This window comes from Phycicoccus sp. Soil802, from assembly GCF_001429605.1.
In the GTDB taxonomy this organism is placed as follows: domain Bacteria; phylum Actinomycetota; class Actinomycetes; order Actinomycetales; family Dermatophilaceae; genus Pedococcus.
In genome coordinates, this window is record NZ_LMSS01000005.1 from 361,097 (window position 1) to 387,151 (window position 26,055).

Genomic DNA, 26,055 nt, shown 5'->3' on the forward strand with positions numbered 1-26,055 from the left:
TCGCCGCCTCCTGTCCGTCCAGTCGCTGGACCCAAGAACTCACCATGCGGACACCTGCGCCGAACGTAACCGCAGGGTCTCCCCCGTCGTTGTCAGTCCACTGCAGCGGCGCCATCCCGGCCCGCCCGCCACCGTGGAGGCCCGATGTCGCGCCGCACCTCATCCCAGCCCTGGCCGGTCGCCGCCCTCGCGGTCGCCGCCCTGGCCCTGCCCCTCGTCGCCTCCGGGGCGTCCGCTGCGTCAGCGACCCCTGCCGCGTCGGCGACCGGCGCTCCGCTCGACAGCGTCGACACGTACTCCGGCTTGACCTTCACGGTGCCGGCAGGCAGGAACGACCTCGGCCAGCCGCAGACCTGCACCATCGACGCCGACCTCTACAAGCCCCACTCGGCGAGCCGCGCCGCGCGGGTGCCGGCCATCCTCACGACCAACGGCTTCGGCGGCAGCAAGGCCGACCAGGCGGGGTTGGGCGCAGCGTTTGCCAAGCGTGGCTACGCGGTGCTGTCCTACACCGGCCTCGGTTTTCCCAACAGCGGATGCAAGATCTCGCTCGACGACCCGGGCGTCGACGGAGTCGCCGCGAGCTCGTTGGTGAGCTTCCTCGGCGGCGCCGGCTCCGCGGCATACACCTCCTCGACCGTGGGCGGGACGACCGGCGGAGCGGGCAACGTAGCCGTCGACTTCACCGTCCTCGACAACGCTGCGACGCACGACCCGCGTCTCGGGATGATCGGCGGGTCCTACGGGGGCCAGATCCAGTTCGCCACTGCCGCAACGGATCCCCGAGTCGACACGCTGGTCCCCCTGATCACCTGGAACGACCTGCGCTACTCATTGGCGCCCAACAACACCAGCTTCACGAGCGGCGTGACCTACGTCGGCTCCAACCCGGGCACCGAGAAGATCGGGTGGGCGGGCCTGTTCTTCGGGGTCGGCATCGTCGACGGGATCCAGGGAGCGGCCATCGACCCGGCCCGCAACGTCGGGTGCCCCAACTTCGTGTTGGAGGCCTGTCGTGCCAAGGCAACGCTCGACACGCTCGGCTACCCGACCGCGTCGACCACTGCGCTGACCGACCGCGTGTCCGTGGGCCACTACATCGACAAGGTGAAGGTGCCGACCTTCCTCATCCAGGGCGAGAACGACACGTTGTTCAACCTCCAGGAGGCCACCGCCACCTACAAATCGCTGAAGGCGCGCGGCGTCCCCGTGACCATGGCCTGGCAGTCGTGGGGTCACTCCGGCGGGACCGGCGCCAACAGCGGTGCGGCTCCCGGCGAGCTCGACCTGACCGGTGAGCACATCGAAGACACCTACCTCGGCCTGCGGATCAAGAACTGGTTCGACCACTACCTCAAGCGGTCCTCGGTCTCGACCGGTCCTGCCTTCTCGTACTTCCGGGACTGGGTCCCCTACAGCGGCAGCGCTGCCCCGGCCTACGCCAGCTCAGGCAGCTACCCGGTCGGCACCCGCGCCAGCTGGTACCTGTCCGCAGCCGACCAGCTCGTCTCGTCGCGGTCCGCGATCCTGCCCGGGTCGAAGTCCTGGGCCAACCCGGGACTCGGGGCGCCCGCCTCCTACACCGAGGTCTCCGGGCTCGAGGGTCAGGTCGACCTCCCGGACGGCCTGACCGTCCCGTTCGACACCCCGGGCACGTTCGGCGCCTGGTCGACACCCGCGCTGACCAAGCCGCTCACCGTCGTGGGGGCCCCGACCCTGGACGTGCGGTTCGAGTCCCCGACCGTCGCGCTGACCCAGGCCGCCGGTCCCAGTGGGCAGCTCCAGGTCTTCGCCAAGCTGTACGACGTGGCTCCCGACGGCTCGGTCACGTTGGTGCACAAGCTGATCAGCCCGGTGCGCGTCGCCGACGTCACCCAACCGGTGCACATCGAGCTCCCGGCCATCGTGCACCGGGTCGAGGCCGGGCACCGCCTGCGGCTCGTCCTCGCCAGCACCGACGCGGCCTACAAGAACGCGTATGCCGTGCAGCCGGTCACGGTGCGCGCGTCACCCACCGCGCCGGCCACGCTCAGCATTCCGGTCGTGCCGTAGGGAGTTCTGCTCTGAGCAGCCTCGCTGCTCCGAGCAGGCTCGCTGCTCTGAGCAGCCTCGCTGCTCTGAGCAGAAAGTGCTGGCCACCGTGGGACCGTCGGTCCCACGGTGGCCGCATGCGCGAAACCACCAGCTCCCCGCTCGCCCCGTCCGACCACCTCACCACCCGGCTGCTCGAGCAACGGATCATCGTCCTCGACGGCGAGCTCGACGACCACGGCGGCACCCGCCTCTGCTCGCAGCTCTTCCTGTTGTCCGCCGAGGACCCGCGGGCCGACATCAGCCTCTGGATCAACTCCCCCGGCGGCTCGGTGCCGGCCATGCTCGCGATCCACGACGCGATCCGGCTCATCCCCAACGACGTGTCGACCCTCGCCCTCGGACTCGCCTGCAGCGCGGGCCAGTTCCTCCTCACGGCGGGGACGCACGGCAAGCGCTACGCCCTGCGGCACTCCCGGATCCTCATGCACCAGGGGTCGGCCGGCATCGGTGGGACCGCCGTCGACATCGAGCTGCAGGCCGACGACCTGCGGCACACCGTGGAGACGGTGCTCGGGCTGATCGCCGAGTACACCGGCCAGCCGATCGAGCGGATCCGCGACGACTCCGCCCGCGACCGCTGGTACTCCGCGGAACAGGCGCTGGAGTACGGGTTCGTCGACGGCATCCTCGACTCGCTCGACAGCATCCGACCCAGACGGGTCGCCCGCACCGGGCTCGGGAGCACGCAATGAGCACCTACACGATCCCCAACGTCATCCGCAGCCATCCCCGGGGCGACCGGGTCATGGACGTCTACAGCCACCTGCTCAGCGAGCGGATCGTCTACCTCGGCACCGAGATCGACGACGGGGTGTCCAACGCGCTGATCGCCCAGATCCTGCACCTCGAGTCCGAGGCTGCCGACCAGCCGATCGACCTCTACATCAACTCCCCCGGTGGGTCACTCACGGCGACCTTCGCGGTCTACGACGCGATGGAGTTCGTGCGGGCGCCGATCGCCACGACCTGCATCGGACAGGCCTGCTCCACCGCAGCGATCCTGCTCGCGGCCGGGGCTCCGGGAAAGCGCAGCATCCTGCCGCACGCCCGCGTGTTGCTGCACCAGCCCTCGGCCCGCAGCCAGGGCGCCATACCCGACCTCATCCTGGAGGCGGACGAGGTGATCAGGTTGCGCGCGGAAGCCGAGCGGGTGCTCTCCCACCACACCGGGCAACCGCTGGAGGCGCTGCGGCGCGACACGGACCGCGACCGGATCTTCACGCCCGAGGCGGCGGTGGAGTACGGGCTGGTCGACCGGCTGGTGTCCTACCGGACGCCGTCCGAGCCCTAGGCCGACAGCCGGATCTCGCCGGGAGGGGGCGCCGCCAGCCCACTGTGCTGGCGGCGCAGGTCGAGCGTGGCGAGGTGGGTGACGTCGACGAGCTGCTCGCCGAGCGCGCCGGTGATGGCCGCGAGCACCTCGGACGACGGGTCCTTGCGGCCCCGCTCGACCTCGGAGAGGTACTGCGGGGAGATCCCCGCACGAGTGGCCGCCTCGACCAAGGTGAGCCCATGACGACGCCGCAGGTGTCGCAGCCGGGCGCCGACCACCTCACGCCACAGCGGTTCGGGACCGAGGGGCTCCCGACCGAAGGACTCGGACCGGGTGTCGGGCTCGGTCTCCGCCGGCGGCACCAGATGGAGTGACGGGGCTGCGCTCATGGAGCCACGCTAGGCGCGGGACCAGGCCGCCGGAAGGAGGGTTCGCCGACGGCAGAACGAGCGGGACCAGCACCGGACGTGACGCGGCAGACACGGTGACGACTCTGCGACGGGACCAAGGACCCTCCTGTGCACCCCGGCTCGGTTCGAGCATGGAGGTGCAGGCAACCGGGCAACTCGGCCCACCAAGGAGGAAGTAGTCATGACAACGATCCAGCGCCACCCCAAGCTCGATGTGCTCGTCGAGCACGACGTGGTGACCCACTCCACGGCCCGCAGGGCGCTTGCGGTGCTGCGGGTCGCCTTCGGCCTCACGTTCCTGTGGGCCTTCTTCGACAAGCTGTTCGCCCTCGGCTTCCACACCGGCGTCAACGCTGACGGCGTGACCGACCGCTTCGGTCCGGCCGCGTGGATCAACGGCGGCAGCCCCACCACGGGGTTCCTGAAGTTCGGGGTCCCGGAGGACAACCCCTTCCAGGGCTTCTTCAACGGCATGGCCGGACAGGCCTGGGCCGACTGGCTGTTCATGGCCGGACTGCTCGGCATCGGCCTCGCGCTCACGCTCGGCATCGGTATGCGGATCGCCGCAGCCACCGGCGCCCTGCTCTACGCGCTGATGTGGGCAGCCTCGCTGCCGCTGGAGAACAACCCGGTCATCGATGACCACATGATCGGTGCCATCAGCGTGGTCGCCCTCGCGGCCCTCCTCGCAGGCGACACCTGGGGCTTCGGCCAGACGTGGGCACGCACCGGGATTGTCCGCCGCCACGGCTTCCTGCGGTAGCCCGGACAGAGCGAGGGGTCAGACGCAGGCGTCTGGCCCCTCGGTTCGTGGGTGCGTGCCCCGCTCCGTGGCCGCTACCCGCTACCCCGATCGGACGGCCGCCCCGGCGTCAGGCGTCGTCGTCCTGGCGGACCGCTCCGCGGACCCACTCGACGATGTCGGTCGTGGTCGCACCCGGGGTGAACACCTTCGCGACGCCGATCTTCTCCAGCTCGGGGATGTCGGCCTCGGGGATGATGCCGCCACCGAAGACGACGATGTCGGTGGCGTCGCGCTCCTTGAGCAGCTCCATCACCTTGGCAAAGAGGGTCATGTGCGCGCCGGACAGCACGGACAGCCCGACGAGGTCGGCGTCCTCCTGGATGGCAGCCTCGACGATCTGCTCGGGCGTCTGGTGCAGCCCGGTGTAGACGACCTCCATGCCTGCGTCACGCAGGGCCCGGGCCACCACCTTCGCGCCACGGTCGTGGCCGTCGAGCCCGGGTTTGGCCACGACGACGCGCAGTGGGGAGTCAGTCATGGCCGCAGACTAGCCACTCCGGGGCCCGGACACCGCCCCCGGGTGGCGCACGCCACGAGGGTCGCGCAACCGGACCCGCGTGTCGCTTGGGCCACAACGCTCGAAACTGGTCGTTTCACCCACTAGGTTCAGTGGGATGTCGCAGAGCGTCCCGCGCCCTCGCCGACCTGCCGCACCGAAGCGGCGACCGTCGGGTGAGGAGGCACGCCCGGGCCCGCTCGCCCGGGCCACTCGTGGGGTGCGGACGGCGACCGGCCTGGCCGGCGACATCGTCGGTGGGGCCGCGAAGGCCCTGGCCACCCCGACCGGAGCGCTCGGGGCCGCCGTCGAGGCAGCCTGGGTGACCACGCACCTCGCGCTCTACCCGTGGGGCCTGATCGGGCGACACGGCCGCGACAGCCAGCTCGGCTTCCGGGTCGAGCACCTGCCGCCGATCCAGCGCGGGCTGGTGATCTCCGACGTCGAGGCGGCCGGCACCCCGATCCTGCTGGTGCACGGCATGGTCGACAACCGGTCGATCTTCACCCTGCTGCGCCTCGGCCTGCGCCGACGCGGCTTCGGTCGTGTCACGAGCATGAACTACTCGCCCTTCACGGCGGACGTCCGGGTCGCCGCCGCGCAGCTCGCCGAGGAGGTCGAGGCGCTCGTCGCCGAGACCGGGTACGAGCGGATCCACGTCGTGGGCCACTCCATGGGCGGGCTCATCGCGCGCTACTACGTGACCCGGCTCGGTGGTGACGAGCGGGTCCACACCCTCGTGACGCTGGGCACACCCCACCAGGGCACGTACACGGCATACGGATGGCACAACCAGCTGACCCGACAGCTGCGACCCGGCAGCGGACTCATGCGTGAGCTCGACCAGCCGGTGCCGGAGTGCCGCACCCGCTTCGTCGTCTACTGGTCCGACCTCGACCAGATGGTGTTCCCGCAGCGCAACGCCGCGCTCACCCACCCTGACCTGCAGGTCCGCAACATCGACCTGCACGGCGTGGGTCACATGTCACTGCCGATCATCGGCAGCGTGGTGCACGGCATCTCCAGCACCCTGGCCCACCTCGACTCCGAGGGTCACACCCTCACGCCCGGAGTGACCGAGCTGCGGCGACGGACCCCGTGACTCAGCCGTTCGGCCCATTGAGCGGACATTCAGGTAAAGATTCACCCAAGAGCGATTTTGGATAACGAAAAGATCACGCTAACCTCTGTGCTTCCGTGTCCCCCCGCACGCAAGGTTTCCATTCTGTGAGCAACGCTTCCTACTCGGGCCGTCACCGCGCCCCGGGCCGCCACCGTGCGCCTCGAAGAGGTGTCCGCCTCGCCAAGAGCGGCTACCTGCTTCCGAGCGCTGCCGCGGCGGCTCTGGTCGTGACCGCCACGGGGGCAACCGTCGCCGAGTCGTCACCGGCGTACTTCGACCTCACGGGGGCCACGGCCAAGGCCAGGGCGAACGACGCGGCGACCGCACGGTTCGAGCGGATCGAGGCGTCCCAGCAGCGCGAGGTGCAGGCCACCGCCGCCCAGGCGCGCGTGCTGGAGGCGGCCCGCATCGCTCGCACCGCCGAGCGCCAGGCCGTCGCGAAGAAGCGTGCGCTGGCTGCTGCCCTGAAGAAGGCCGAAGCAGAGCGCAAGGCCCGCGAGAAGTGGCTGCTCCCGATCAAGGGCGCGACCTTCACCTCCGGCTTCGGCTGGCGCTGGGGCCGGATGCACGAGGGCAACGACTTCGCCACCCCGGTCGGCACTCGCATCGGGTCGATGTCGACCGGCACGGTGATCTTCGCCGGCGTCGAGGGCGGCTACGGCAACAAGGTCGAGATCGAGTACTGGGACGGCACCGTCTCGGTGTTCGGGCACATGAGCGAGATCGACGTCGTGGTCGGCCAGAGGCTGGCCCCGGGCGACCTGGTCGGCCTGTCCGGCAACACCGGTCACTCGACCGGGCCGCACCTGCACCTCGAGATCCACCCCGACGGCGGCGCGGCGATCGACCCCGCCCCGTGGCTGCACAACCACGGCCTGCAGTAGCAGTCCCGCTCCACCACCGAGCACCGCACCCAAGGCGCCCTCCGGGGCGCCTTTCGGGTATGCCGCGTGGTGAGCCCTCGGGTCAGAGCTTCTCGAGCGGGGCGTAGCGGAGCAGGAACCGCTTGACCCCGGTGTCGCCGCCGAAGTCGACGTGGGCCTGCGTCTTGTCGCCCTCGCCCTCGGTCTTGACGACGGTGCCCATGCCGTAGCTGTCGTGGGTGACCTTGTCGCCCGGGTGGAGCGAGATGAGCGGGCGGTTGCCGGGTGACCGCACCCCGGGCCGGGCGGCCAGGGTCGCGACCGCGGGCAGTCCCGGTCGGCGGGTCGTGGTCGCCGCCTCGGCGCGCTGCCACTCGACCAGCTCGGGCGGGATCTCGTCGAGGAAGCGACTCGCCGGGTTGTACTGCGGGGCACCCCACGCCGAACGCACGGCGGCCCGCGACAGGTGGAGCCGCTCGCGAGCGCGGGTGATGCCGACGTAGGCGAGCCGGCGCTCCTCCTCGAGCTCCTTGGGGTCGCCGAGGGCGCGCAGGTGCGGGAAGGTGCCGTCCTCCAGGCCGGTGACGAAGACGACGGGGAACTCCAGGCCCTTGGCGGTGTGGAGGGTCATCAGCGTGACCACCCCGAGGTCCTCGGCCTCCTCGGAGTCGGGGATCTCGTCGGCGTCGGCCACCAGCGACACCTGCTCGAGGAAGTCCTCGAGCGAGGCCACCTCGCCGGTCGAGGCGCGGGTCTCGTCGAACTCCTGCGCCACGGCGACGAGCTCGGCGAGGTTCTCGATGCGGGTCTCGTCCTGCGGGTCGTGGCTGGCCCGCAGCTCGGCGAGGTAGCCGGACCTGTCGATGACGGCCTCGAGCAGCGCACCGACTCCCTGCTCGTCGTCGGCGTGGATCTGGCCGAGCTGCTCGAGCAGGCCGGTGAAGCCCTTGATCGCCGCGACCGACCGGGTGGCGATGCCGGGGGCGTCCTCGGGACGACCGAGCGCCGCGATGAACGGGATCCGCTCCCGCTCGGCGAGCGCCGCCACACACGCCTCGGCCCGGTCGCCGATGCCGCGCTTGGGGGTGTTGAGGATGCGCCGCAGGTTGACGGTGTCGGTGGGGTTGGAGATGACGCGCAGGTAGGCCAGCGCGTCCTTGACCTCGCGACGCTCGTAGAACCGCGTGCCGCCGACCACCTTGTAGGGCAGGCCGACCCGCACGAAGACCTCTTCGAGCGCCCGTGACTGGGCGTTGGTGCGGTAGAAGACCGCGACATCCTTGGGCTTGACGCCGGCGGAGTCACCGAGCTCGTCGATGGTCTTGGCCACGAAGGCCGCCTCGTCGTGCTCGTTGTCGCCGACGTAGCCGATGATCGCCGCGCCGTTGCCGCTGTCGGTCCAGAGGTTCTTCTTGCGGCGCTCGGGGTTCTTGGCGATGACCGCGTTCGCGGCCTGCAGGATGGTCTGGGTGGAGCGGTAGTTCTGCTCGAGCAGGATGGTCCGCGCCGTCGGGTAGTCCTCCTCGAACTCCACGATGTTGCGGATCGTCGCGCCACGGAACGCGTAGATCGACTGGTCGGCGTCGCCGACCACCACGAGCTCGGCCGGCTCGACCGCGGGTCCGTCGCCGACCGGCATACCGGGGCTGCCGGCTGCACCACCCACGAGCTCGCGGACGAGCTGGTACTGGGCGTGGTTGGTGTCCTGGTACTCGTCGACGAGCACGTGGCGGAACCGGCGCCGGTAGTGCTCGGCGACGTCGGGGAAGGCCTGGAGGATGTTGACCGTGGTCATGATGAGGTCGTCGAAGTCGAGGGCGTTGGCCTGCCGCAGGCGGCGCTGGTAGCCGGTGTAGGCCTCGGCCAGCATCCGCTCCTGGTGGGTGCCCTCCCCCACCCGCGAGGCGAAGGTCTCCTCGTCGACCAGCTCGTTCTTGAGGTTGGAGACCTGGTGGCTGAAGGACCGGGGCGGGTAGCGCTTGGGGTCGAGGTCGAGGTCGCGCATGACCATCGCCATGAGCCGTTGGCTGTCGGCGGCGTCATAGATCGAGAAGGTCGACTTGAGCCCGACCTTCGCGGCCTCGCGGCGCAGGATGCGCACGCACGCCGAGTGGAACGTCATGACCCACATGGCCTTGGCCCGCGGCCCGACCAGGGCGGCGACCCGCTCGCGCATCTCGGCGGCGGCCTTGTTGGTGAAGGTGATGGCCAGCACCTGGCCGGGCTGCACCCCGCGCGCGGCCAGCAGGTAGGCGATCCGGTTGGTGAGGACGCGGGTCTTGCCCGACCCGGCCCCGGCGACGATGAGGAGGGGTCCGCCCTCGTGCAGGACCGCCTCGCGCTGCTGGGGGTTGAGCCCCTCGAGCAGGGTCTCGGGGTCGGCGCGGTGGGAGTCGCCGTCATCCGGACCGCGCCCCTCGGCGGCCGCCTGGGCCCAGGTGGGGACGCCTCGGTCGTCGACCGCGGTCGCGCGAGCCGCCGCAGCGCTCGGCCGTGTGCCGGAACTCGGGTCAGAAGGACGGTGCTTGTCGAAAGGCGCAAGGTCGTCGAAGAGCGTGCTCATGTTGGTCCCAGCCTACGTGCCGCGGGCGACAGGACGGTTATCCCGTGGCCGGCCGTGGACAGCCCCGGCTAGCGTCGGGGCATGACCCGGCTCGTCGACCCGCACGTCCGCTACCAGGCGGGCTACCTGGCCGCGTCGGACGAGTTCGCGCGGTCCGGGGAGCAACGGGACGGCGACGGCGACCTCGCCCAACCGGCCGAGCCGGGCTATGCCGGCTACCACTTCACCCGGGAGGGCCTGGCCGACCCCGAGGAGTTCGCCCGGTTCGTGGCCCAGCGGGTCGCGGCCCGGGACGAGGACGCACCCCGCAGGTCGGGCTGGACGGCCTGCCACTTCTTCTGGGTCGTCGACGACGAGGACGACTACGTCGGCTCCCTGGCCCTGCGGCACGAGCTCACCCCGTTCCTGCTGCGCGAGGGCGGGCACATCGGCTACAGCATCCGCCCGTCGGCACGGCGGCGCGGCCACGCCCGTGAGGCCCTGCGCCTCACCCTCCCGATCGCGCGCGTGGAGCTGGGTCTCGACCGCGTCCTGGTGACCTGCCTCGAGTCCAACGAGGGCTCCCGTCGGGCCATCGAGGCCAACGGCGGCGTCTACGAGGACTCCCGCAACGGCACCCGGCGATACTGGGTCCCGACATGAGCCTCGACGCCCACCCGGTCACGGGCCTGCTGTTCGAGTCGCCGGTGCCGCCCGGCACCGGCTGGCCCGGCGATCCTGCGACGGCCGCGACCCCGGTGGCCCGCACGTCCGGCCAGGTCGACGCCCTGGCCTGCACCTCGCCCGACATCGCCGAGCTCGACGCGCGGATCACCGTCTGCCGCGCCTGTCCACGGCTCGTCGAGTGGCGCGAAACGGTGGCGACCCAGGGCCGTCGGGCGTCGTTCGCCGACCAGCCCTACTGGGGCCGGCCGGGGCCGGGCTTCGGCGACCCCGAGGCGGAGGTGCTCGTCGTGGGGCTCGCTCCGGCTGCCAACGGCACCAACCGCACCGGCCGCATGTTCACCGGCGACCGCTCGGGCGACTGGTTGTATGCCGCGTTGCACCGCGCCGGGTACGCCAGCCAGCCGCAGTCGGTCGCCAGCGGCGACGGGCTGACGCTCCGAGGGTTGCGGATCATCGCCGCGGTCCGCTGCGCGCCCCCGGCCAACAAGCCCACGACCGTGGAGAAGGCCGCTTGCTCGCACTGGCTGGACCGCGACCTCGAGCTCGCCGCACCACGGCTGCGGTCGATGCTGGCGCTCGGGTCGATCGCGTGGGACGCGGCGCTCGGCAGCGCGCGGCGGCTCGGCTGGGACGTCCCGCGACCCAAGCCCCGGTTCGGGCACGCAGCGGAGGCCGTGCTCACCACCCCTGAGGGACGCGTGGTCAGGCTGGTCGGCAGCTACCACGTCAGCCAGCAGAACACCTTCACCGGCAAGCTCACCGAGGCGATGCTCGACACCGCCATCGCACGGCTGGGTCGGGACTGACCGTGGTGCTGCTGGCCACACCCCACGTCAGGTTCCACCGGTCCTTCCTCGCCGCTGCCGACGAGTTCCGGGCAGCCGGCCAGGAGGTCCACGACGGCATCGTCAACTGGCCGGCGGAACGCGACTTCCCTGGGGTGGTCTTCACCCGCGAAGGGCTGGAGGAGCCGGCGGAGTTCGCGCGGCTGGTGGCCAACCGGGTCGGCGACGCCGAGGACGGCGGGCCGCGTCCACCGGGCTGGACCTCGGCCAGCCACTGGTGGATGGCTGACCCGGACCAGCCGGACGAGTTCGTGGGCTCGATCTCGTTGCGTCACAGCATCGTCCACCCGATGCTCGCCTCCGTCGGTGGGCACGTCGGCTACGGCGTGCGCCCGAGCGCCCGGCGCCGGGGTTTCGCCAGCGACGCGCTGCGGCAGGTCGTCCCGCTGGCCGCCGCACGCGGCATACCGAGGCTGCTCGTGACCTGCGACCTCGACAACGTGGCGTCGGCACGGACCATCGAGGCGAACGGTGGGGAGCTCGAGGGCGAGCTGCGCGGCAAGCGGCGCTACTGGATCACCACCGGGGCCTGAGTCGGTCGGGACGACCAGGTGGGCCTGTCGACCCGGACTCAGCCGAGCGGCAGCTCGACCCGGAAGCAGGTGCCGCCCTCCGCGGGCGCCTGGTGAGCTGCGACCGTGCCGCCCAAACCGTCGACGAGGGCCTTGACGAGGGCGAGCCCGAGGCCGGTGCCGACCCGGCGCACCCCGCGGTAGCGCTGGTAGAGCTCGGACCGCTCGAAAGCCACAGCCATGTCGTCGGCCGTCAGCCCCGGGCCGCCGTCGCGCACCTCGAGCACGGCACGGTCGCCCTCGACCCGCAGGGCCAGCACCAGCGGTGCCCCGACCTCGGTGACCCGGAGGGCGTTCTCGGCCAACCCGTCGATGACCTGGCGCACCCGCACCGGGTCGGTGCGGACGAGCACCGCAGCCTCGGGGCGCTCGACGGCGAACCGGACGCCGTCCCGGCGACAGCGCTCGTCCCACACCTCGGCGGCCTGGTCGACCACGTCGCGCAGGTCGAGCGGCACCGTGTCGAACCTGAAGTCGTCGGCCCCCAGCCGGGCGAGGTCGAGCAGGTCGGCCACGAGGCGCTCGAGCCGGGCCGACTCGGCCACGATCGTGCGACCTGCGGCGGGCACGGCGGGCCCGGTGATGACGCCGTCCTGCAGGCCCTCGGCGAACCCCCGGACCGCCCCGAGCGGCGTGCGCAGCTCGTGCGAGACCGACATCAGGAACTCACGCTGTCGTCGTTCGCTGTGCTCGAGGGCCTCCGCGAGCGCGTTGAGCGACTCCCCCGTCTCAGCGACCTCGGTCGGACCCTCGGGCACCACGCGCACCGATCGCTCACCGGATGCCATCCGGTGAGCCGCGGCGGCCGTGCTGCGCAGCGGTGCGGCCAGACGTCGGGCGAAGAGGACGGACGCGAGGACCGCGAGGACCAGCCCGATGACCAACGCCAGCAGCACGCGGTTGAGCATCCGCAGGCTCTGGCCCGTGGCGAGGCTGGTTCGTTCGGCGAACACCACCGTCGCGCCCGTGGAGAGCGGCCGCACCTCCACGAGCACCTGTCGGCCGTCGATGCGCAGCGTGTGCGAACCGCTGACCGTCCGCTCTGCCTGCGGCAGCTGGGTGTATGCCGTGCGAGCCAGCGCGTCTCCGGCGAGCCGCCCGCCCGGGCCCTCCCACGCGACCGGGGTGTCCTGCTGGCGCACCACCCTCAAGGCTGGTGCGATGTCGACAGGGCGGCTTGCCTCCAGCACCGCACTGACGAGATCTGCCTTGCTGCGCAACGCTTTTCGCGCCTCGTCCTGCGCTGCGCCACGAACGAGGCCGACCGACACCAAGCCGGCGACGACGACCGCGATGGTGACGACCACCGCCATCAGGGCGGCAGTACGCCGCTCCAGCGAGCCCCGGCCGACCGGGCCTGCGACACTCACGGTCGCTCGACGCTGTAGCCGACGCCGCGCACGGTGCGGATCGGGCTGTCGTCACCGAGCTTGGCGCGCAGCTGGGCGATGTGGACGTCGACCGTGCGGGTCGGGTCGTCAGCCGGGTAGTCCCAGACGGCCATCAACAGCTCGCCCCGCGTGTAGACCCGGCCGGGCCTGGCCATGAGATGGGCGAGCAGGTCGAACTCCGTTGTCGTCAAAGGCACTGGGCGGTCGTGGAGCCGGCCACGTCGGGTGTCCGTGTCCAGGACCAGCGCTCCGACCGCCAGCGTTCGCGGCCGCTCCGCCGCCGACTGGATGGCGCGCTGCTGTCGGCGCAGCAGGGCGCGCACGCGGGAGGCGAGCTCTCGCGGCGAGTAGGGCTTGGTGACGTAGTCGTCCGCGCCGAGCTCGAGGCCGATGATCCGGTCGACCTCGTCGTCGCGGGCGGTCACGAAGATGACCGGGGTCCAGTCGTCACCGGCGCGCATGCGGCGGCACACCTCGATCCCGTCGACGCTGCCGGGCAGGCCGATGTCGAGCAGCACCAGGTCGTGGGTGCGGCGGTCGAGTGCGGCCAGCGCCGCGTCGGAGTCGCCCACGACGTCCACGTGGTGGCCGTCGCGCTCGAGGTAGAGGCGGGCGAGCTCGGCCAGCGCGGGCTCGTCCTCCACGAGCAGCACGCGCGAGGTCGCGCCCGGCGGTGTGGTCATGGCGCAACGGTCGCGGACCCGGGGGTGCGACGGCAAGCGGCCCCGCGGCATACCGGGCAATCGGTGCTCGGTCGTGGCCGAACCCGAACATTCCCCGAACACTGCGGTCACGCCGCTCGCACATCGACGGGCCATGGTCGGCGCATGGACACACGAACTCTCCTCATCCGCTGCGCGGCAGTGCTCACTGTGGGCGCCGCGCTCATCCACGTCGGGGTCAGCGCCGACCACTTCCGGGAGTGGTGGGCCGCGGGCCTGTTCTTCCTCGTCTCAGCGGCTGCCCAGCTCGGGTGGGCGCTGTGGTGCTGGTCGCGACCGTCGTCGCGGCGCGTCCTCCTGGCGGGGGCCGGGGGTTCGGTGGCGCTGGCGCTGGTCTGGGCGGTGTCGCGCACCAGCGGCCTGCCATTCGGTCCGGGCGCCGGCGTCGCCGAGCCGGTGGGTGTCGCCGACACCGTCTGCGTCGCGCTGGAGGTGCTCAGTGCAGGACTGGCCGTCGTCGGAGCCACCGCCTGGGCACCGATCCGGCTCAAGGGTCCGTCGACCCCGCGCCGGGCCGCCGCGCTCACCGGCGCCGTCGCCGCCCTCACGCTGGTCGCGAGCGGTGCCGCGATCGCCGCTCCGGGCCACGACCACGGCGCTGCGGAGGTCGCCGGCGCATCGGCAGGGCACAGCCACGCCGACGGCACGGACGGCGAGGGCGACGACACCGACGGCGACGACACGGGGGCCACCGCGCACGACCATTCCGACGTGCCGAACCTGCCAGACGCCGCGTCGGCCACGCCGGCCCAGACCGCGGCGGCCAAGGACCTGCTGGAGAAGACCATCGCGGCGACCACGGCCTACCGAGACCCTGCCGCCGCGACGAAGGCGGGGTTCGACGTGCAGGCCGCGTGGGACCGCAAGCAGAAGAAGCTCGCCGCCCTCGGCACGGAGGCCAGGCGCAAGTCACCACGGACTGGCGCCGTCCACGTGCCCAACGAGGCCAACCGGACCGACGGCAAGGTCCTCGACCCGAGCGCCCCGGAGACCCTCGTCTACCGCCGCAACACCGACGGGAAGTTCACCCTCATCGGCGTCATGTTCACGGCGGAGAAGAAGGCCCCGCCGACGAGCTACCAGCCCTACGTCCGCTGGCACACCCACGAGGCCTGTATCGGCGGGGGGCTGAAGAAGCTCAAGCCGGTCAACGGGGTGTGCGCCGATGGCACCACGCTGCGGACCTCAGGAGCGATGACCCACCTGTGGTTCGTGGACTCCGGGCAGCTGGCCCAGGCCTACGCGGTCAAGCCGCCGGTCAAGGCCATGGTCGCCTACCAGAAGTCACTCCCCTAGGCGCTGCCCGTGGTCCTCGTCCTGCCTCTCGGCCTCGGCCGGGAGGCAGGACGTAGGGTCGGAGCATGGCTTCCGACACCACCACTGCCGACGCTTCCGCCCGCGCCCTGGTCGTCCCCCGCACCGGCGACTCCTCGGTCCTCGAGGTCCGCGACGTCGAGGTCGCACCCCCCGGTTCGGGTGAGGTCCAGGTCGAGGTCGCTGCCGTCGGCGTCAACTTCATGGACGTCTACCAGCGCCAGGGTGTCTACCCCCTCTCGACGCCGTTCGTGTCCTGCTCCGAGGGGGCCGGCACGGTGACGGCCGTCGGGTCCGGGGTCAGCGACCTGGCCGTCGGCGACCGGGTCGCGTGGGGCTCCGGCCTCGGCGCGGGCGCCTCCGTGGTGAACCGGGCTGCCGACAGCCTCGTCCCCGTGCCCGAGGGCGTCGAGCTCGACGTCGCCGCCGCGGCGATGCTCCAGGGCATGACGGCGCACTACCTCGTCAACTCCACGTATGCCGTGGGGCCGGGCACCACGGCGCTCGTCCACGCCGCGGCGGGCGGCGTCGGCCAGCTGCTCGTCCAGATGGTCAAGGCCAAGGGCGGCCGGGTCATCGCCACCGCGGGTTCGGCCGACAAGCTGGAGATCGCCCGCGGACTCGGCGCCGACGCGGTGATCAACTACCGCGAGGCCGACGACCTCGCCGGCCAGGTGCGGTCGGCCAATGGTGGCAACGGAGTTGACGTCGCCTACGACGGCGTCGGCAAGGCGACCTTCGACGCCTCGCTGTCGTCGCTGCGGCCGCGCGGCATGCTGGTGCTGTTCGGCGGGGCCAGCGGACAGGTGCCGCCGTTCGACATCCAGCGGCTCAACGCCGCCGGGTCGCTCTTCCTCACCCGCCCCACCCTCGGCAGCTACACCGCCACCCGCGAGGAGCTGCTCGAGCGCGGCACCTCGGTGCTCGCCGACATCGCGGCCGGACGGCTCGTCGTCGAGGTGGGCGGGCGCTACCCGCTCACTGACGCGGCCGCGGCATACGACGACCTCGAAGCCCGCCGCACCACCGGCAAGCTGCTGCTCATCCCCTGAGCCTGCCCTCGCCGAGGCACTGATCCGCGCACGCTGACACCGGCACGCGGCAGGATGGGCCCGTGACGTCGGAGCCGACCGGGGACCAGGCGCCTGTGGCCAGGCCGTGGGTGCTGCACGTCGACATGGACCAGTTCATCGCTGCTGTCGAGATCCTGCGCCACCCGGAGCTGGCCGGGGTGCCCCTGGTCGTCGGGGGCCGCGGCGACCCGACCGAGCGCGCCGTGGTGTCGACCGCGTCCTACGAGGCACGCGAGTTCGGGGTGCGGTCGGGTATGCCGCTCAAGGTGGCCGTGCGGCGGTGTCCGGAGGCGGTCTTCCTGCCGGTCGACGGGCCTGCCTACGAGGAGGCGTCCGCCCGGGTCATGGAGACCCTGCGCAGCATGCCCGGCGCGGTCGTCGAGGTGCTCGGCTGGGACGAGGCGTTCGTCGGCGTGACCACGGACGACCCGGTCGGCTACGCCCAGGCGATCCGGGCGGCGGTGCTGGAGGCGACCGACCTGCACTGCTCCGTCGGCGTCGGTGACACCAAGGTGCGCGCCAAGATCGCCACCGACTTCGGCAAGCCCCGCGGGGTCTACGTCCTCACCCGCGACAACTGGTTCGAGGTGATGGGCGACCGGCCGACGATCGCGCTCTGGGGCGTCGGGTCGAAGATCTCGCAGCGGCTGGCCTCCCACGGCTACCAGACGGTGCGCGACCTTGCCTCGGCTGACGAGGCGACCCTTGTGGCGGAGTTCGGGCCGTCGATGGGCCCGCACTACGGCCGGCTCGGCCGCGGCGTGAGCTCCGCGACCGTCGACGACACCCCGTGGGTCGCGCGGGCGCACGGTCGGGAGACGACCTACCAGACCAACCTCGTCGACCCTGCCGAGATCGCAGAGGCGATCCGGCTGCTCGCGACCCAGGTGGTCGAGGACATCCGGCGGGAGGAGCGACCGTGCCAGCGGGTCTTCCTCAAGGTGCGGTTCGCGCCGTTCTTCACCACGAACCGGGTGCGCAAGCTGGGTGAGCCGACGTTCGACGCCGAGGTCGTCGCGCAGACCGCCCTCGACCTGCTCGCCGCTCTCGAGGACGACCGGCCGATCCGCCTCCTGGGGGTGCGGGCCGAGATGGTGCCGCCCGAGGGTGGCTACGTCGACCCCCGCACGACCGGTCGCGGCGGTCCGAGCGCGCGGGCCGCCGGCACCGGTGGCGGCACCGAAGACATCGCCCCCTAGCCGACCAGGGCCAGGCGGCTGGCCCCGGCAGGAGCTCAGAGGAGGCGGCGGCCCATGGCCCAGGCGGTCAGCTCGTGCCGCGAAGACAGCTGGAGCTTGCGCAGCACCGACGACACGTGGGTCTCGACGGTCTTGACCGAGATGAACAGCTCCTTGGCGACTTCCTTGTACTGGTAGCCGCGAGCGATCAGCCGCATCACCTCGCGTTCCCGGGCCGACAGCCGGTCGAGCTCCTCGTCGACCTGGGCGACCTCACCGGCGGCGGCGCCGAACGCGTCGAGGACGAAGCCGGCCAGCCGGGGGGAGAACACCGCGTCGCCATCGGCCACCCGCTGGATGGCGCGGGTCAGGTCGGTGGCGCTGATGGTCTTGGTGACGTAGCCGCGGGCACCGGCCCGGATGACGGCGATGACGTCCTCCGCCGCGTCCGAGACCGAGAGCGCCAGGAACCGCACCGGTTGGCCGTCGACGGTCTCCAGGCCCTTGCAGCCGTGGATGACGTCGATGCCACCGTTCCCGTTGCCGCCGGGCAGGTGGACGTCGAGCAGCACGACCGGCGGCTTGGCCTGCCGGATCACCGCGATGGCCGCGTCGACGTCAGGCGCCTCGCCGACGATCGACACCGCTTGCCCGAGCTCGGCCCTGACCCCCGACCGGAACATGCGGTGGTCATCGACGAGGACGACCTCGACGGGCTTCTTCTCAGGCGTGTTCACGGGTTTCCTCCGCTGCGGGTTGGACGTTAGTGGGCGGTGTGGTGGGCGGCTGGGCGTTCGTGGTGTGGTCGTTCTCGGCCACGGGCTGGGGCGGACGCAGGTCGGGCGGCAGGCTGAGGCTGACCTCGGTGCCGTGCTCGAGCCGGCGGACCTTGGCTGCGCCACCGTGGCGCTCCATCCGGCCCAGGATCGACTGACGTACACCGAGCCGGTCCTCCGGGATCTCGCCGACCTCGAACCCCGGGCCGTGGTCGCGCACGAACGCCTCGACGCCCGACGGGCCGACCTCGAGGTAGAGCGACACCGGCGGCGCACCGTGGCGGACCGCGTTGAGCAGCGACTCCCGCACGGCGCGGACGAGCGCCTGGCCACCGTCGTCGAGCGGCCGGTCGCCGGTCGAGACGACTTCGATGGGCGTGCCGTGCAGGTCCTCCACCTCGTGCGCAGCCTCGACCACAGCGGTGGCGAGCGTCGCATCGGAGTCGGAGGGACCGGCATACAACCACGAGCGCAGCTCGCGCTCCTGGGCGCGGGCGAGCTGGGTCACGGCGCCCGGGTCACCGGCCTTGCGCTGGATCAGGGCCAGCGTCTGGAGCACGGAGTCGTGCAGGTGCGCGGCGATGTCGGCGCGCTCGGTCGCCCGGGCCAGCTCGGCCTGCTCGTGGCGCAGGTCGGACCAGAAGCGCAGCGCCCAGGGAGCGGCGATCAGCGCGACGCCCGCGAGGACGGCGAGCACGGCGGCGCCGATGTCCCAGATCGCGGCGAGCGACCGGCCACGAGTCGCCATGATGACGAGGCCAGTGAGCGCCAGCACGCCACCGAACGCGAGACGCGCAACACTGAATCGCCTAGTGCCAGTTTCGGATCCGAGCCAGCGACCGCGTTGGGAGTCGTCGAGCTGGGACCACGCGAGGACCGCACCGGCGGCCACGACGAGGAGGGGCACGAGGATGCCGAGGCGCGCGTTCAGGCCGGCGTTCTGGGCCACCACGACGAGTCCGATGCCCAGCATCAGCCCACCGACCAGCAGCACCCTCGTGGCGTCACGCTCGCCCGCACCGGTGACCGGCTCGGGGACACCTCCGGCCTTGGCGAGGGCGTCGGCGTCGGCCGGGTCGACCGCACGACGACCCCGACCGACCACCCCGCCCCGCGACTGCGGCGTGAGCGCCCAGAGGAAGACGTAGGCGACCAGACCAGCACCCGTGGGGATCGAGATCAGCACGAACGCCAACCGGATCCAGCGCACCGGCCAGCCCAGGTGGTGGGCCAGCCCGATCGCGACCCCCGCGATCACCTTGCCCTCAGCGGGGCGGGTGAGCTGCGGACGCGCGGCACGGCGTTCTGCGGCCCTCGCCTCCGCTGGGGGGACGGGCCGCTCGTAGGGAGTCGGCATGACCTCATCCTGACGCACGAACGCGTGGATACCGAACCTATTCAGGGTGGTCTCGGCACCCTTCAGGGTCGGTTCAGGGTCGACCCTCATGGCAGCGACCTCCCGGCACGGACACCATGGATGACATGACGCAGAACCCTGGGCCGACCGCAGGCCCGACCAACCAGACCAGCTCCGACGGCCACGTCAACGGGCTCGACCGCTTCTTCGGCTGGATCCGCTCCGTGGACCTGCGCCGCGACGGCGACGACAAGTGGCTCGCGGGTGTGTGCTCCGGCATCGCCACCCGCCTGGGCGTCGACCCGATCGTGATCCGCGCGGTCCTGGTCCTCCTGGTCGTGCTCGCCGGCGTCGGCATCACCGTCTACCTCATCGCGTGGGCGTTCCTGCCCAACAACCGCGAGGAGATCATCGCCGAGAAGGCGCTGCGCGACGGTGACGTGCTCGGCATCATCCTGCTGGTCGTGATCGGGCTGTCGCTCATCGGCGCCAACGGCCTGACCGGCGACTCGTCCGGGCTCGGCTGGATCTGGTGGGTGGTCGTCCCGATCGGGCTCGTCGTGTGGCTGGTCACCCGGAACCGCGACGGCCGCAAGGCCCGCGCCGGCCAGCCCGCCTACGGTCCCCCGCCCGCCTCGTACACCCCACCATCAGCCCCGTATGCCGCACCGGCCCCCTACGCCGCCGCACCAGCTGCGTATGCCGCCCCCGGCGCCACTCCACCCGGCGTCACCTCGCCCGCTGACCAGACGCAGACGAGTCCCGTTCCCGAGTCCACCGCTTCCCCGACGCAGGAGTATGCCGCCGTGTCCACCACCACGTACGCCCCCGCCCCCGGAGCCACGGCTCCCGTGGCCACACCCCCCGGCGGGGTCTACGGACCGCCGCCCACCCCGGTCGCACCGCGGCCCAGGCCGCCCAAGGTCCCCCGGCGTCGTAGCGGAGGCTTCGTCGCCACCCTGCTCGTCGGCGGCCTGGCCCTGGCGGCCTACGGCGCGACGCTCTCGATCCACGACGCGGCCAACTGGCCGGGCAGCGACGAGACGGTGGCTCTCGCAGCCGCCCTCGGCGTGCTCGGCCTCGGCACCCTCGTCCTCGGCCTGCTCGGTCGGCGCGCCGGGTTCACCGGCTTCCTGGCGATCGTGCTGGCCCTGGTCACCTGGACCGCGTCCGTGGTCCCCGACGTGACCTTCGGCGGGGGGATCGGCGAACGCACCTGGCGTCCGTCGGCCACCGACACGTCCGAGCGCTACCGGCTGAGCATCGGGTCGGCAGAGCTCGACCTCGCGAACGCTCCGGACAACCCCGGCACCGCCCGCGAGATCGAGGCCCGGGTCGGCATCGGTGAGCTCCGGATCTACATCCCGGAGAACCTCACGGTCGAGGTGCGCAGCTCCGTCGGCGCCGGCGACATCTCGCGGATCGACACGGCCGACCTCGGCCCCATCGCCCCGCGCGGGACCAACGGAGACGGCGACCCGATCCAGCTCGACGGCCGCGACGGGCGCAACATCAGCACCGTCGAGACCTTCGGCACCGGCACGCCCGACGTCGTCGTCGACGCCCACGTGGGTCTCGGCCAGATCCTGATCGGCAAGGAGTGAGTCCCATGACCAAGCCCGACGCGACCCAGCCCGGCGACCCGCAGGACGACACGACGTTCGCCACCACGGCAGACAACACCACGGCAGACAACACGGCAGACAACACGGCCGACGACACGGCCGACGACACCACCGACGAGACGACCGCCGACGACACCACGCAGTTGGAGCAGACCGTGCACAGCGACACCACGGAGCAGTTCGACCGGACCGAGCAGCTCGACACCACCGAGGGCAACCAGGTGCAGCGAGCCGACACCCCGGCCACGGCTGCCCGTGCGGACGAGCACGGCATCGCTCCCCTGCCGGAGCGGCCGAGTGGACCGCACGCCCCGGCCATCGTGCTGGGACTGGTCTGCCTCGCCGTCGCGGGGATCATCCTCGCCCAGGAGCTCGGCGAGCTCACCGTCGACTGGGGCGACGTCGGCCCGGTCGGCATCGTGCTCACCGGTGCGGTGCTGGTGCTCTTCGGCCTGGTCGGCCTGGTCACCTCACGCCGCAACAGCAAGACCAGCTGACCCCGCGGCATACCCCACCTTTATCGGGTCTAGCAGGAACGTTGACCCTCACCCCGGAAGCGAAGTCGTGTGAGGGTCAACGTTGTCCCTAGACCCGATAAAGCTGTGAAGAGGCGCGCGTCAGGAAGCGAGCCAGCGTCGCATGTGGGGCGCGAACGAGCGGCTCAGGTGGTAGCGCTCCAGCTCGTCGCGAGGCACCCAGCGCACGTCGGCGGTGGAGCCGCCCACGTCGTGGACGACCGGGTCGGACGGCTGGGGGCACCACGCGGCATACACGATCCGGACGGCGTGGAAGTCCTCAAGGCGACCGCTGGGGGCCCGGCCGATCCAGTGCGAGGTGTGCGCTTCGAGCAGGCGCACGGACTCGACCGACTGACCGCTCTCCTCCCAGACCTCGCGGTGCAGCCCAGCCACCGGTTGCTCGCCGGGGTCCAGGCCACCACCAGGAAGGGTCCACCGACCGGGGGCGGAGGTGAGCTCGGAGAGCTCGGTGAGCAGCACTCCGCGGGCGCTGGTGACGACGCCGTATGCCGCGGTGCGCTGGTAGGGGCTCGCCTCCTCCCCGGGTGCGAGCACCAGACCGGGGTCGGTGGGCACCGGCGCCTGCGTCGGCGCGACGGCCGAGGCAGGCGTCACCGTGAAGTGCAGGACGAGTGAGCCGTCGTCGTCACGGCGTGCGTCGTCGAGGTGGGGACGCGACCAGCCGAGACTCGCGAGCTCGCGCACGGGGTCGGCGCCGTGGGCCAGGACGAACTCGGCCACCCGCCGCCCGGGGGCTGCGTCAGCACGAACGACGATCGGATCGCTCTGGGGGCCAAGGGAACTCGGTGGGCCAACGGATTCGGTCACGACGCGCCCGCTCTGCGGTACTCGTCCTCTGCCAGGGCCGCCACCGAGGGCCAGTCCTGGTCGGGCCCGACCTCACGGTTGTGCGTGGCGATTCGCAGGCGCAGCGCGGGATCGGTGACCAGTCGGGCCAGCCCTTCCGCGAGCGCCACGTCGTCCGCGCCGAGGAGGCCGTTCACGCCGTCGACGACGAAGTCCCCCACCCCGGTGTCGAGCCGGGCGACGACCGGCAGGCCAGCCGTGCGAGCCTCAAGCGCCGCGATCCCAAAGGCCTCGAGCCGGGCGGGGGTGAGGTAGATGTCGCTGTGCCAGTAGCGATCTCGCAGCGCGGCACGCCCGACCCGGCCGGGCATCGATACCCAGTCCGTCATGTCGTGCCGCTCGGCGAACCGCTCGAGCCGCCTCCGCTCCGGCCCCTCGCCGAACAACGTCAGCCGCATCGGCAGGTCACCCCCCGCGACGTCGCGCGCGCGGGCAGCGACCTCCAGCACGGCCAGGGGGCGTTTGCGGGCGGCGAAGCGCATCGCGGCCACGACCTCGACCGGTGCATCGTGCGACCGTGCGCTCCGGGGCGGCGGTCGCCACAGCGCGGTGTCGATGCCGTTGGGGAAGACCCGCACCTCGGTGCCGCGCCCCACGACCGACTGCACCGACGTCGCCGCCACCCCGGACACGGCCGACAGGGCAGCACCGCGCGCACCCCACCGCCGGGCGTGGCCGAGCGCCCGGAAGACGGGCTGCGAGCGCTCCATGAGGCAGTGCCACGTGATCGCGGTGGGCATCCCCAACCCGAGGGCGACCCGAGCCAGGTCGGTGGCGAAGGGGCTCACCACCCCCATGTGCACGTGCGCCACGTCGAACCCTCCCGCGGTGAGCCGCCGCCGCACCTCGGGTGGCGCGAAGGGGTTCACGGGCAGCTGCCACGGGAGCTGGATCGCCATCCGGTGGACCGGCACACCGTCGACGTCCTCGACGAAACCGTGCCGCTCCCCGTGCTCACCCAGCGTGGCGGTGAACACCTCGACCTCGTGACCGCGCGCCTGCAGCTGGGCTGCGAGGTCATGCGTCTGGACCTCGATCCCGCCCAGCCTGGGCAGGTAACAGTCCGTCAGCAGGGCCACCTTCACAGGCAAGAGCCTGCCATGCGACAGGATGGCCGGTGATGACCCACACGCTCGTGGCCTTCCACGCCCACCCCGACGACGAGGCCCTGTTGACCTCGGGCACGTTGGCGCGCGCGGCAGCAGAGGGCCATCGCGTGGTCGTGGTCGTGGCCACCGACGGCGACCTCGGGCTCGCCGCCGATGCCTACGCGGCCGACGGCGGGCTCGGTGCGCGCCGGCTCGAGGAGCTGCGTCGCTCGGCCTCGGCCCTGGGCGTCGCCCGCGTCGTCTACCTCGGCTACGCCGACAGCGGGCTGGGCCCCGAGCTCCTCCCCGACCCCCCGGACCGCGTCCGCTTCGTGCGCGCTCCCGTCGACGAGGCGGCCGGCCGACTGGCCGAGGTCCTGCGCGAAGAGGGTGCCGACGTCCTGCTCAGCTATGACCGCAACGGTGGTTACGGACACCGCGACCACGTCCGCGTGCACGAGGTCGGTGAGCGGGCGGCATACCTCGCGGGGACGCCACGCGTGCTCGAGGCCACGGTGCCTCGCGACACCATCGCGCGTGCGGTCGGCCTGGCCGCGAAGGTCTACCGCTTCCCACCCGAGTTCGACCGCGCGGCGTTCGGCCGCGCGTTCAGCGCCCGCTCCGAGATCACCCACCGCATCGACGTGCGTCGGTATGCCGCCGCGAAGCGGGCTTCCATGCGCGCCCACGCCTCCCAGGCGAGTGCGGAGGACGGCGCCGACCGGACGCTCGCGGCGTTCCTGCGGATCCCGAGGCCGCTCTACGACCTGGTGTTCGGGCGCGAGTGGTTCGTCGACCGCGCGCGTCCCGTGGGTCTGCCGGTGTCGCACGACGTCTTCGAAGGGTTGTCGTGACCGTCGAGGCCGCCGACGGCCGCGCGGACGGTCCGGGCACCCGCCCGCCCCGCTCTCGGCTCCGGACTGTCGTGCAGGGCGCATTCGGACTGGGGCTGGCGGCCTTCCTGCTGGCCTGGGGTGTGCCGCACTTCGCCAAGACCTCGTGGTCGAAGATCTGGGACGTCCTGACCCAGGTCCCCACCGGCACCGCACTGGTGCTGCTCAGCGGGGTCGTCGTGGGACTCTACTGCTACACGTTCACCCTCACCGGGTCGATGCGAGGCCTGCGGCACTGGCAGGCCCTGATCGTCAACGTCGCCGGGTCGTCGGTGGGCAACCTCCTGCCCGGTGGTGGCGCGGCCGGGCTGGCTGCCACCTACACGATCTGCCGCTCGTGGGGCTTCTCGCGCCGCGACATCTCCACGTCGGCGATCGTCACCGGCGTCTGGAACGTCCTGGCCCGGATCGCCCTGCCGGTCCTGGCCATCCTCGGGCTGCTGGCCGGCAACGACCAGGACGTCCCGAACAAGCTGGAGGACCTCGCCGTCGCAGGGGCGCTCACCGGGTCGGTCATCCTCCTCGTCTTCGTCTCCATCCTCGCCTCGGAGCGCGCAGCCATCGCCATCGGTCAGGGCCTCGACAAGGTGATCGGGCGCCTGTGGAAGCGACGCAGCATGGGCGTGCGCACCCTGGTCGTCGACCTGCGCGCCCGCATCAACGACGTGGTCCGCACCGGCTGGCTCAGCATGACCTTGGGGTTGTCCGGCTTCTTCGGGGTCTACTACCTGCTCTTCCTGCTGTGTGCGCACACCACCGGGGTCGACCTGCCCTACGGCCAGCTGTTCGCGGCCTACGCGATCGGCCGGCTGCTCACGGCGGTCGGCGTGACCCCCGGCGGACTGGGCGTCACCGAGGCCGCGACGACCGTGGCGCTGGTCGGGTGGGGTGCCGGGAGTGCCGAGGCCGGCGCTACCGTCGTGCTGTTCTCCCTCTTCACGCACTTCATGGAGATCCCCCTCGGCGCACTCGGCTGGCTGGCGTGGTCGATGAGCCCCAAGAAGGCACCGGTCGAGGAGACCGCAGCGCCCGCAGAGGAGGAGTCCCTCGATGGCTGACCCGGAGGACGTCGAACGCGAGAAGGCCGAACGTGCCGAGCGCGCCGCCTACCACGTCGACGCGGACCGCAAGCGGCGCGAACGCGAGTCGGCGAAGGCCCAGGTCCTGGTCGACGCGTTCGTGGCGAGCGCCCGCGAGGCGGGGTTCCCCACCGAGGAGCTGACCGCGAAGCCGTGGTCCGGAAGTGGCCGCTACCGCACCGGCGTGCAGGGCTGGTACCTGCGGCGCGACCTCTCTATCGGTGTCGGGACCGACGGCGGCTACTACGTGCTCGTGACCGCTCCGCAGCGGTTCGGGCGGTGGCGCACCGTGGGGCTCGAGCCGAGCCCGCCCCCGCTACAGGTCGGTGCCGGCGCCCGGGACGGTGAGTCGATCGCCCTCGACGCCCTGTTGAAGCTCCGGCTCGACGCCGGCCCCACCTTCATCTGAGCGGTGTGGCTGGCGGGGCTCCGGGGGGTCGACGGTGAGCACCGCCGCGTCCTCG

General features: G+C 72.0%; 26 protein-coding genes. 17 read left to right on the forward strand and 9 right to left on the reverse strand.

The window, feature by feature from the left end; all coding sequences use genetic code 11:
* The first annotated feature begins 144 nt into the window (after positions 1 to 144).
* From ASG91_RS12785 to ASG91_RS12795, 3 genes are all read left to right on the forward strand, one after another.
* Positions 145 to 2,052, forward strand: a complete 1,908-nt coding sequence (locus ASG91_RS12785) for a CocE/NonD family hydrolase (RefSeq protein WP_056923001.1) — start codon at positions 145 to 147, stop codon at positions 2,050 to 2,052.
* Between the two features lie 116 nt (positions 2,053 to 2,168).
* A complete protein-coding gene (locus tag ASG91_RS12790) occupies positions 2,169 to 2,786 on the forward strand; it encodes a ClpP family protease (RefSeq protein ID WP_056923002.1) in 618 nt (205 codons plus the stop codon).
* The gene (locus ASG91_RS12795; protein ID WP_056923003.1) at positions 2,783 to 3,385 is read left to right on the forward strand and encodes a ClpP family protease; all 603 of its coding nucleotides are present in this window, start codon (positions 2,783 to 2,785) and stop codon (positions 3,383 to 3,385) included. The genes ASG91_RS12790 and ASG91_RS12795 overlap by 4 nt, the downstream gene beginning before the upstream one ends.
* On the opposite strand, the gene ASG91_RS12800 is transcribed toward ASG91_RS12795, so the two are convergent.
* Positions 3,382 to 3,756 carry a helix-turn-helix domain-containing protein gene (locus ASG91_RS12800; RefSeq protein ID WP_082594150.1) on the reverse strand — a complete coding sequence of 125 codons (375 nt, stop codon included), beginning with the start codon at positions 3,754 to 3,756 and terminating at the stop codon, positions 3,382 to 3,384. The two genes, ASG91_RS12795 and ASG91_RS12800, sit on opposite strands and share 4 nt — an antisense overlap.
* A 202-nt stretch (positions 3,757 to 3,958) precedes the next feature.
* Here ASG91_RS12800 and ASG91_RS12805 point away from each other — a divergent pair, with 202 nt between their 5' ends.
* A complete protein-coding gene (locus ASG91_RS12805; protein ID WP_056923005.1) occupies positions 3,959 to 4,540 on the forward strand; it encodes a hypothetical protein in 582 nt (193 codons plus the stop codon).
* A gap of 109 nt (positions 4,541 to 4,649) precedes the next feature.
* Here the strand turns inward: ASG91_RS12805 and ASG91_RS12810 are convergent, their stop codons facing one another.
* Positions 4,650 to 5,060, reverse strand: a complete 411-nt coding sequence (locus tag ASG91_RS12810; protein ID WP_056923006.1) for a cobalamin B12-binding domain-containing protein — start codon at positions 5,058 to 5,060, stop codon at positions 4,650 to 4,652.
* Between the two features lie 136 nt (positions 5,061 to 5,196).
* Here ASG91_RS12810 and ASG91_RS12815 point away from each other — a divergent pair, with 136 nt between their 5' ends.
* A complete protein-coding gene (locus ASG91_RS12815; RefSeq protein ID WP_082594151.1) occupies positions 5,197 to 6,180 on the forward strand; it encodes an alpha/beta fold hydrolase in 984 nt (327 codons plus the stop codon).
* A 125-nt stretch (positions 6,181 to 6,305) separates the two neighbouring features.
* Positions 6,306 to 7,085 carry a M23 family metallopeptidase gene (locus tag ASG91_RS12820; RefSeq protein ID WP_157606340.1) on the forward strand — a complete coding sequence of 260 codons (780 nt, stop codon included), beginning with the start codon at positions 6,306 to 6,308 and terminating at the stop codon, positions 7,083 to 7,085.
* Between the two features lie 82 nt (positions 7,086 to 7,167).
* Here the strand turns inward: ASG91_RS12820 and pcrA are convergent, their stop codons facing one another.
* Positions 7,168 to 9,627, reverse strand: coding sequence for a DNA helicase PcrA (gene pcrA, locus ASG91_RS12825; protein ID WP_056923009.1), 2,460 nt, complete (start codon positions 9,625 to 9,627; stop codon positions 7,168 to 7,170).
* Positions 9,628 to 9,708: 81 nt separating this feature from the next.
* On the opposite strand from pcrA, the gene ASG91_RS12830 reads away from it, so the two are divergent.
* The 3 genes from ASG91_RS12830 to ASG91_RS12840 are packed head-to-tail and all read left to right on the forward strand — an operon-like array spanning position 9,709 to position 11,671.
* Complete coding sequence (locus tag ASG91_RS12830; RefSeq protein ID WP_056923010.1) at positions 9,709 to 10,269, forward strand: GNAT family N-acetyltransferase; 561 nt, start codon at positions 9,709 to 9,711, stop codon at positions 10,267 to 10,269.
* A complete protein-coding gene (locus tag ASG91_RS12835; RefSeq protein WP_056923011.1) occupies positions 10,266 to 11,099 on the forward strand; it encodes a uracil-DNA glycosylase in 834 nt (277 codons plus the stop codon). The genes ASG91_RS12830 and ASG91_RS12835 overlap by 4 nt, the downstream gene beginning before the upstream one ends.
* A 5-nt stretch (positions 11,100 to 11,104) precedes the next feature.
* A complete protein-coding gene (locus tag ASG91_RS12840; RefSeq protein WP_157606341.1) occupies positions 11,105 to 11,671 on the forward strand; it encodes a GNAT family N-acetyltransferase in 567 nt (188 codons plus the stop codon).
* A gap of 38 nt (positions 11,672 to 11,709) precedes the next feature.
* Here the strand turns inward: ASG91_RS12840 and ASG91_RS12845 are convergent, their stop codons facing one another.
* Together ASG91_RS12845 and ASG91_RS12850 are read right to left on the reverse strand one after the other, a co-directional pair.
* Positions 11,710 to 13,080 carry a HAMP domain-containing sensor histidine kinase gene (locus ASG91_RS12845; RefSeq protein WP_200961299.1) on the reverse strand — a complete coding sequence of 457 codons (1,371 nt, stop codon included), beginning with the start codon at positions 13,078 to 13,080 and terminating at the stop codon, positions 11,710 to 11,712.
* On the reverse strand, positions 13,077 to 13,784 hold the full coding sequence (locus tag ASG91_RS12850) for a response regulator transcription factor (protein ID WP_056923014.1): 708 nt from the start codon (positions 13,782 to 13,784) through the stop codon (positions 13,077 to 13,079). The genes ASG91_RS12845 and ASG91_RS12850 overlap by 4 nt, the downstream gene beginning before the upstream one ends.
* Before the next feature lie 144 nt (positions 13,785 to 13,928).
* Here ASG91_RS12850 and ASG91_RS12855 point away from each other — a divergent pair, with 144 nt between their 5' ends.
* The 3 genes from ASG91_RS12855 (at position 13,929) to ASG91_RS12865 (ending at position 17,409) form a co-directional block, all read left to right on the forward strand.
* A complete protein-coding gene (locus ASG91_RS12855) occupies positions 13,929 to 15,119 on the forward strand; it encodes a hypothetical protein (RefSeq protein ID WP_157606342.1) in 1,191 nt (396 codons plus the stop codon).
* A 65-nt stretch (positions 15,120 to 15,184) separates the two neighbouring features.
* Positions 15,185 to 16,189, forward strand: coding sequence for a quinone oxidoreductase (locus ASG91_RS12860; protein ID WP_056923016.1), 1,005 nt, complete (start codon positions 15,185 to 15,187; stop codon positions 16,187 to 16,189).
* A 62-nt stretch (positions 16,190 to 16,251) separates the two neighbouring features.
* Positions 16,252 to 17,409 carry a DNA polymerase IV gene (locus tag ASG91_RS12865; protein WP_256363726.1) on the forward strand — a complete coding sequence of 386 codons (1,158 nt, stop codon included), beginning with the start codon at positions 16,252 to 16,254 and terminating at the stop codon, positions 17,407 to 17,409.
* Positions 17,410 to 17,444: 35 nt separating this feature from the next.
* Here the strand turns inward: ASG91_RS12865 and ASG91_RS12870 are convergent, their stop codons facing one another.
* Positions 17,445 to 18,125 carry a response regulator transcription factor gene (locus ASG91_RS12870; RefSeq protein WP_056923017.1) on the reverse strand — a complete coding sequence of 227 codons (681 nt, stop codon included), beginning with the start codon at positions 18,123 to 18,125 and terminating at the stop codon, positions 17,445 to 17,447.
* The gene (locus ASG91_RS12875; protein WP_082594196.1) at positions 18,112 to 19,521 is read right to left on the reverse strand and encodes an ATP-binding protein; all 1,410 of its coding nucleotides are present in this window, start codon (positions 19,519 to 19,521) and stop codon (positions 18,112 to 18,114) included. Before ASG91_RS12875 ends, ASG91_RS12870 begins: the two co-directional genes overlap by 14 nt.
* 125 nt (positions 19,522 to 19,646) lie before the next feature.
* On the opposite strand from ASG91_RS12875, the gene ASG91_RS12880 reads away from it, so the two are divergent.
* Positions 19,647 to 21,125 carry a PspC domain-containing protein gene (locus ASG91_RS12880; protein ID WP_056923018.1) on the forward strand — a complete coding sequence of 493 codons (1,479 nt, stop codon included), beginning with the start codon at positions 19,647 to 19,649 and terminating at the stop codon, positions 21,123 to 21,125.
* A 5-nt stretch (positions 21,126 to 21,130) separates the two neighbouring features.
* The gene (locus ASG91_RS12885; RefSeq protein ID WP_056923019.1) at positions 21,131 to 21,643 is read left to right on the forward strand and encodes a hypothetical protein; all 513 of its coding nucleotides are present in this window, start codon (positions 21,131 to 21,133) and stop codon (positions 21,641 to 21,643) included.
* Positions 21,644 to 21,763: 120 nt separating this feature from the next.
* On the opposite strand, the gene ASG91_RS12890 is transcribed toward ASG91_RS12885, so the two are convergent.
* Both ASG91_RS12890 and ASG91_RS12895 read right to left on the reverse strand, forming a co-directional pair.
* Positions 21,764 to 22,405 (reverse strand): NUDIX hydrolase, encoded by a 642-nt coding sequence (locus ASG91_RS12890; RefSeq protein ID WP_056923020.1) that lies wholly within the window; start codon positions 22,403 to 22,405, stop codon positions 21,764 to 21,766.
* A gap of 83 nt (positions 22,406 to 22,488) precedes the next feature.
* Positions 22,489 to 23,610 carry a glycosyltransferase family 4 protein gene (locus ASG91_RS12895; protein WP_235545602.1) on the reverse strand — a complete coding sequence of 374 codons (1,122 nt, stop codon included), beginning with the start codon at positions 23,608 to 23,610 and terminating at the stop codon, positions 22,489 to 22,491.
* 41 nt (positions 23,611 to 23,651) lie between these two features.
* Here ASG91_RS12895 and ASG91_RS12900 point away from each other — a divergent pair, with 41 nt between their 5' ends.
* Genes ASG91_RS12900 through ASG91_RS12910 form a run of 3 tightly spaced genes read left to right on the forward strand, consistent with a single transcriptional unit; the run spans position 23,652 to position 26,000 of the window.
* A complete protein-coding gene (locus ASG91_RS12900) occupies positions 23,652 to 24,473 on the forward strand; it encodes a PIG-L deacetylase family protein (RefSeq protein WP_056923253.1) in 822 nt (273 codons plus the stop codon).
* Positions 24,470 to 25,570, forward strand: a complete 1,101-nt coding sequence (locus ASG91_RS12905) for a lysylphosphatidylglycerol synthase transmembrane domain-containing protein (RefSeq protein ID WP_082594153.1) — start codon at positions 24,470 to 24,472, stop codon at positions 25,568 to 25,570. Before ASG91_RS12900 ends, ASG91_RS12905 begins: the two co-directional genes overlap by 4 nt.
* Positions 25,563 to 26,000: a hypothetical protein gene (locus ASG91_RS12910; protein ID WP_056923022.1), complete on the forward strand. Its 438-nt coding sequence runs from the start codon at positions 25,563 to 25,565 to the stop codon at positions 25,998 to 26,000. The genes ASG91_RS12905 and ASG91_RS12910 overlap by 8 nt, the downstream gene beginning before the upstream one ends.
* The last annotated feature ends 55 nt before the right edge of the window (positions 26,001 to 26,055 follow it).

Coding starts and splice junctions, on each gene's coding strand:
- ASG91_RS12800 (WP_082594150.1), bottom strand. CDS start 3,756: ATGAGCGCAGCCCCGTCACTCCATCTGGTGCCGCCGGCGGAGACCGAG.
- ASG91_RS12830 (WP_056923010.1), top strand. CDS start 9,709: ATGACCCGGCTCGTCGACCCGCACGTCCGCTACCAGGCGGGCTACCTG.
- ASG91_RS12860 (WP_056923016.1), top strand. CDS start 15,185: ATGGCTTCCGACACCACCACTGCCGACGCTTCCGCCCGCGCCCTGGTC.
- ASG91_RS12900 (WP_056923253.1), top strand. CDS start 23,652: ATGACCCACACGCTCGTGGCCTTCCACGCCCACCCCGACGACGAGGCC.
- ASG91_RS12790 (WP_056923002.1), top strand. CDS start 2,169: ATGCGCGAAACCACCAGCTCCCCGCTCGCCCCGTCCGACCACCTCACC.
- ASG91_RS12805 (WP_056923005.1), top strand. CDS start 3,959: ATGACAACGATCCAGCGCCACCCCAAGCTCGATGTGCTCGTCGAGCAC.
- ASG91_RS12795 (WP_056923003.1), top strand. CDS start 2,783: ATGAGCACCTACACGATCCCCAACGTCATCCGCAGCCATCCCCGGGGC.
- pcrA (WP_056923009.1), bottom strand. CDS start 9,627: ATGAGCACGCTCTTCGACGACCTTGCGCCTTTCGACAAGCACCGTCCT.
- ASG91_RS12855 (WP_157606342.1), top strand. CDS start 13,929: ATGGACACACGAACTCTCCTCATCCGCTGCGCGGCAGTGCTCACTGTG.
- ASG91_RS12815 (WP_082594151.1), top strand. CDS start 5,197: ATGTCGCAGAGCGTCCCGCGCCCTCGCCGACCTGCCGCACCGAAGCGG.
- ASG91_RS12910 (WP_056923022.1), top strand. CDS start 25,563: ATGGCTGACCCGGAGGACGTCGAACGCGAGAAGGCCGAACGTGCCGAG.
- ASG91_RS12835 (WP_056923011.1), top strand. CDS start 10,266: ATGAGCCTCGACGCCCACCCGGTCACGGGCCTGCTGTTCGAGTCGCCG.
- ASG91_RS12875 (WP_082594196.1), bottom strand. CDS start 19,521: ATGCCGACTCCCTACGAGCGGCCCGTCCCCCCAGCGGAGGCGAGGGCC.
- ASG91_RS12880 (WP_056923018.1), top strand. CDS start 19,647: ATGACGCAGAACCCTGGGCCGACCGCAGGCCCGACCAACCAGACCAGC.
- ASG91_RS12785 (WP_056923001.1), top strand. CDS start 145: ATGTCGCGCCGCACCTCATCCCAGCCCTGGCCGGTCGCCGCCCTCGCG.
- ASG91_RS12885 (WP_056923019.1), top strand. CDS start 21,131: ATGACCAAGCCCGACGCGACCCAGCCCGGCGACCCGCAGGACGACACG.
- ASG91_RS12850 (WP_056923014.1), bottom strand. CDS start 13,784: ATGACCACACCGCCGGGCGCGACCTCGCGCGTGCTGCTCGTGGAGGAC.
- ASG91_RS12810 (WP_056923006.1), bottom strand. CDS start 5,060: ATGACTGACTCCCCACTGCGCGTCGTCGTGGCCAAACCCGGGCTCGAC.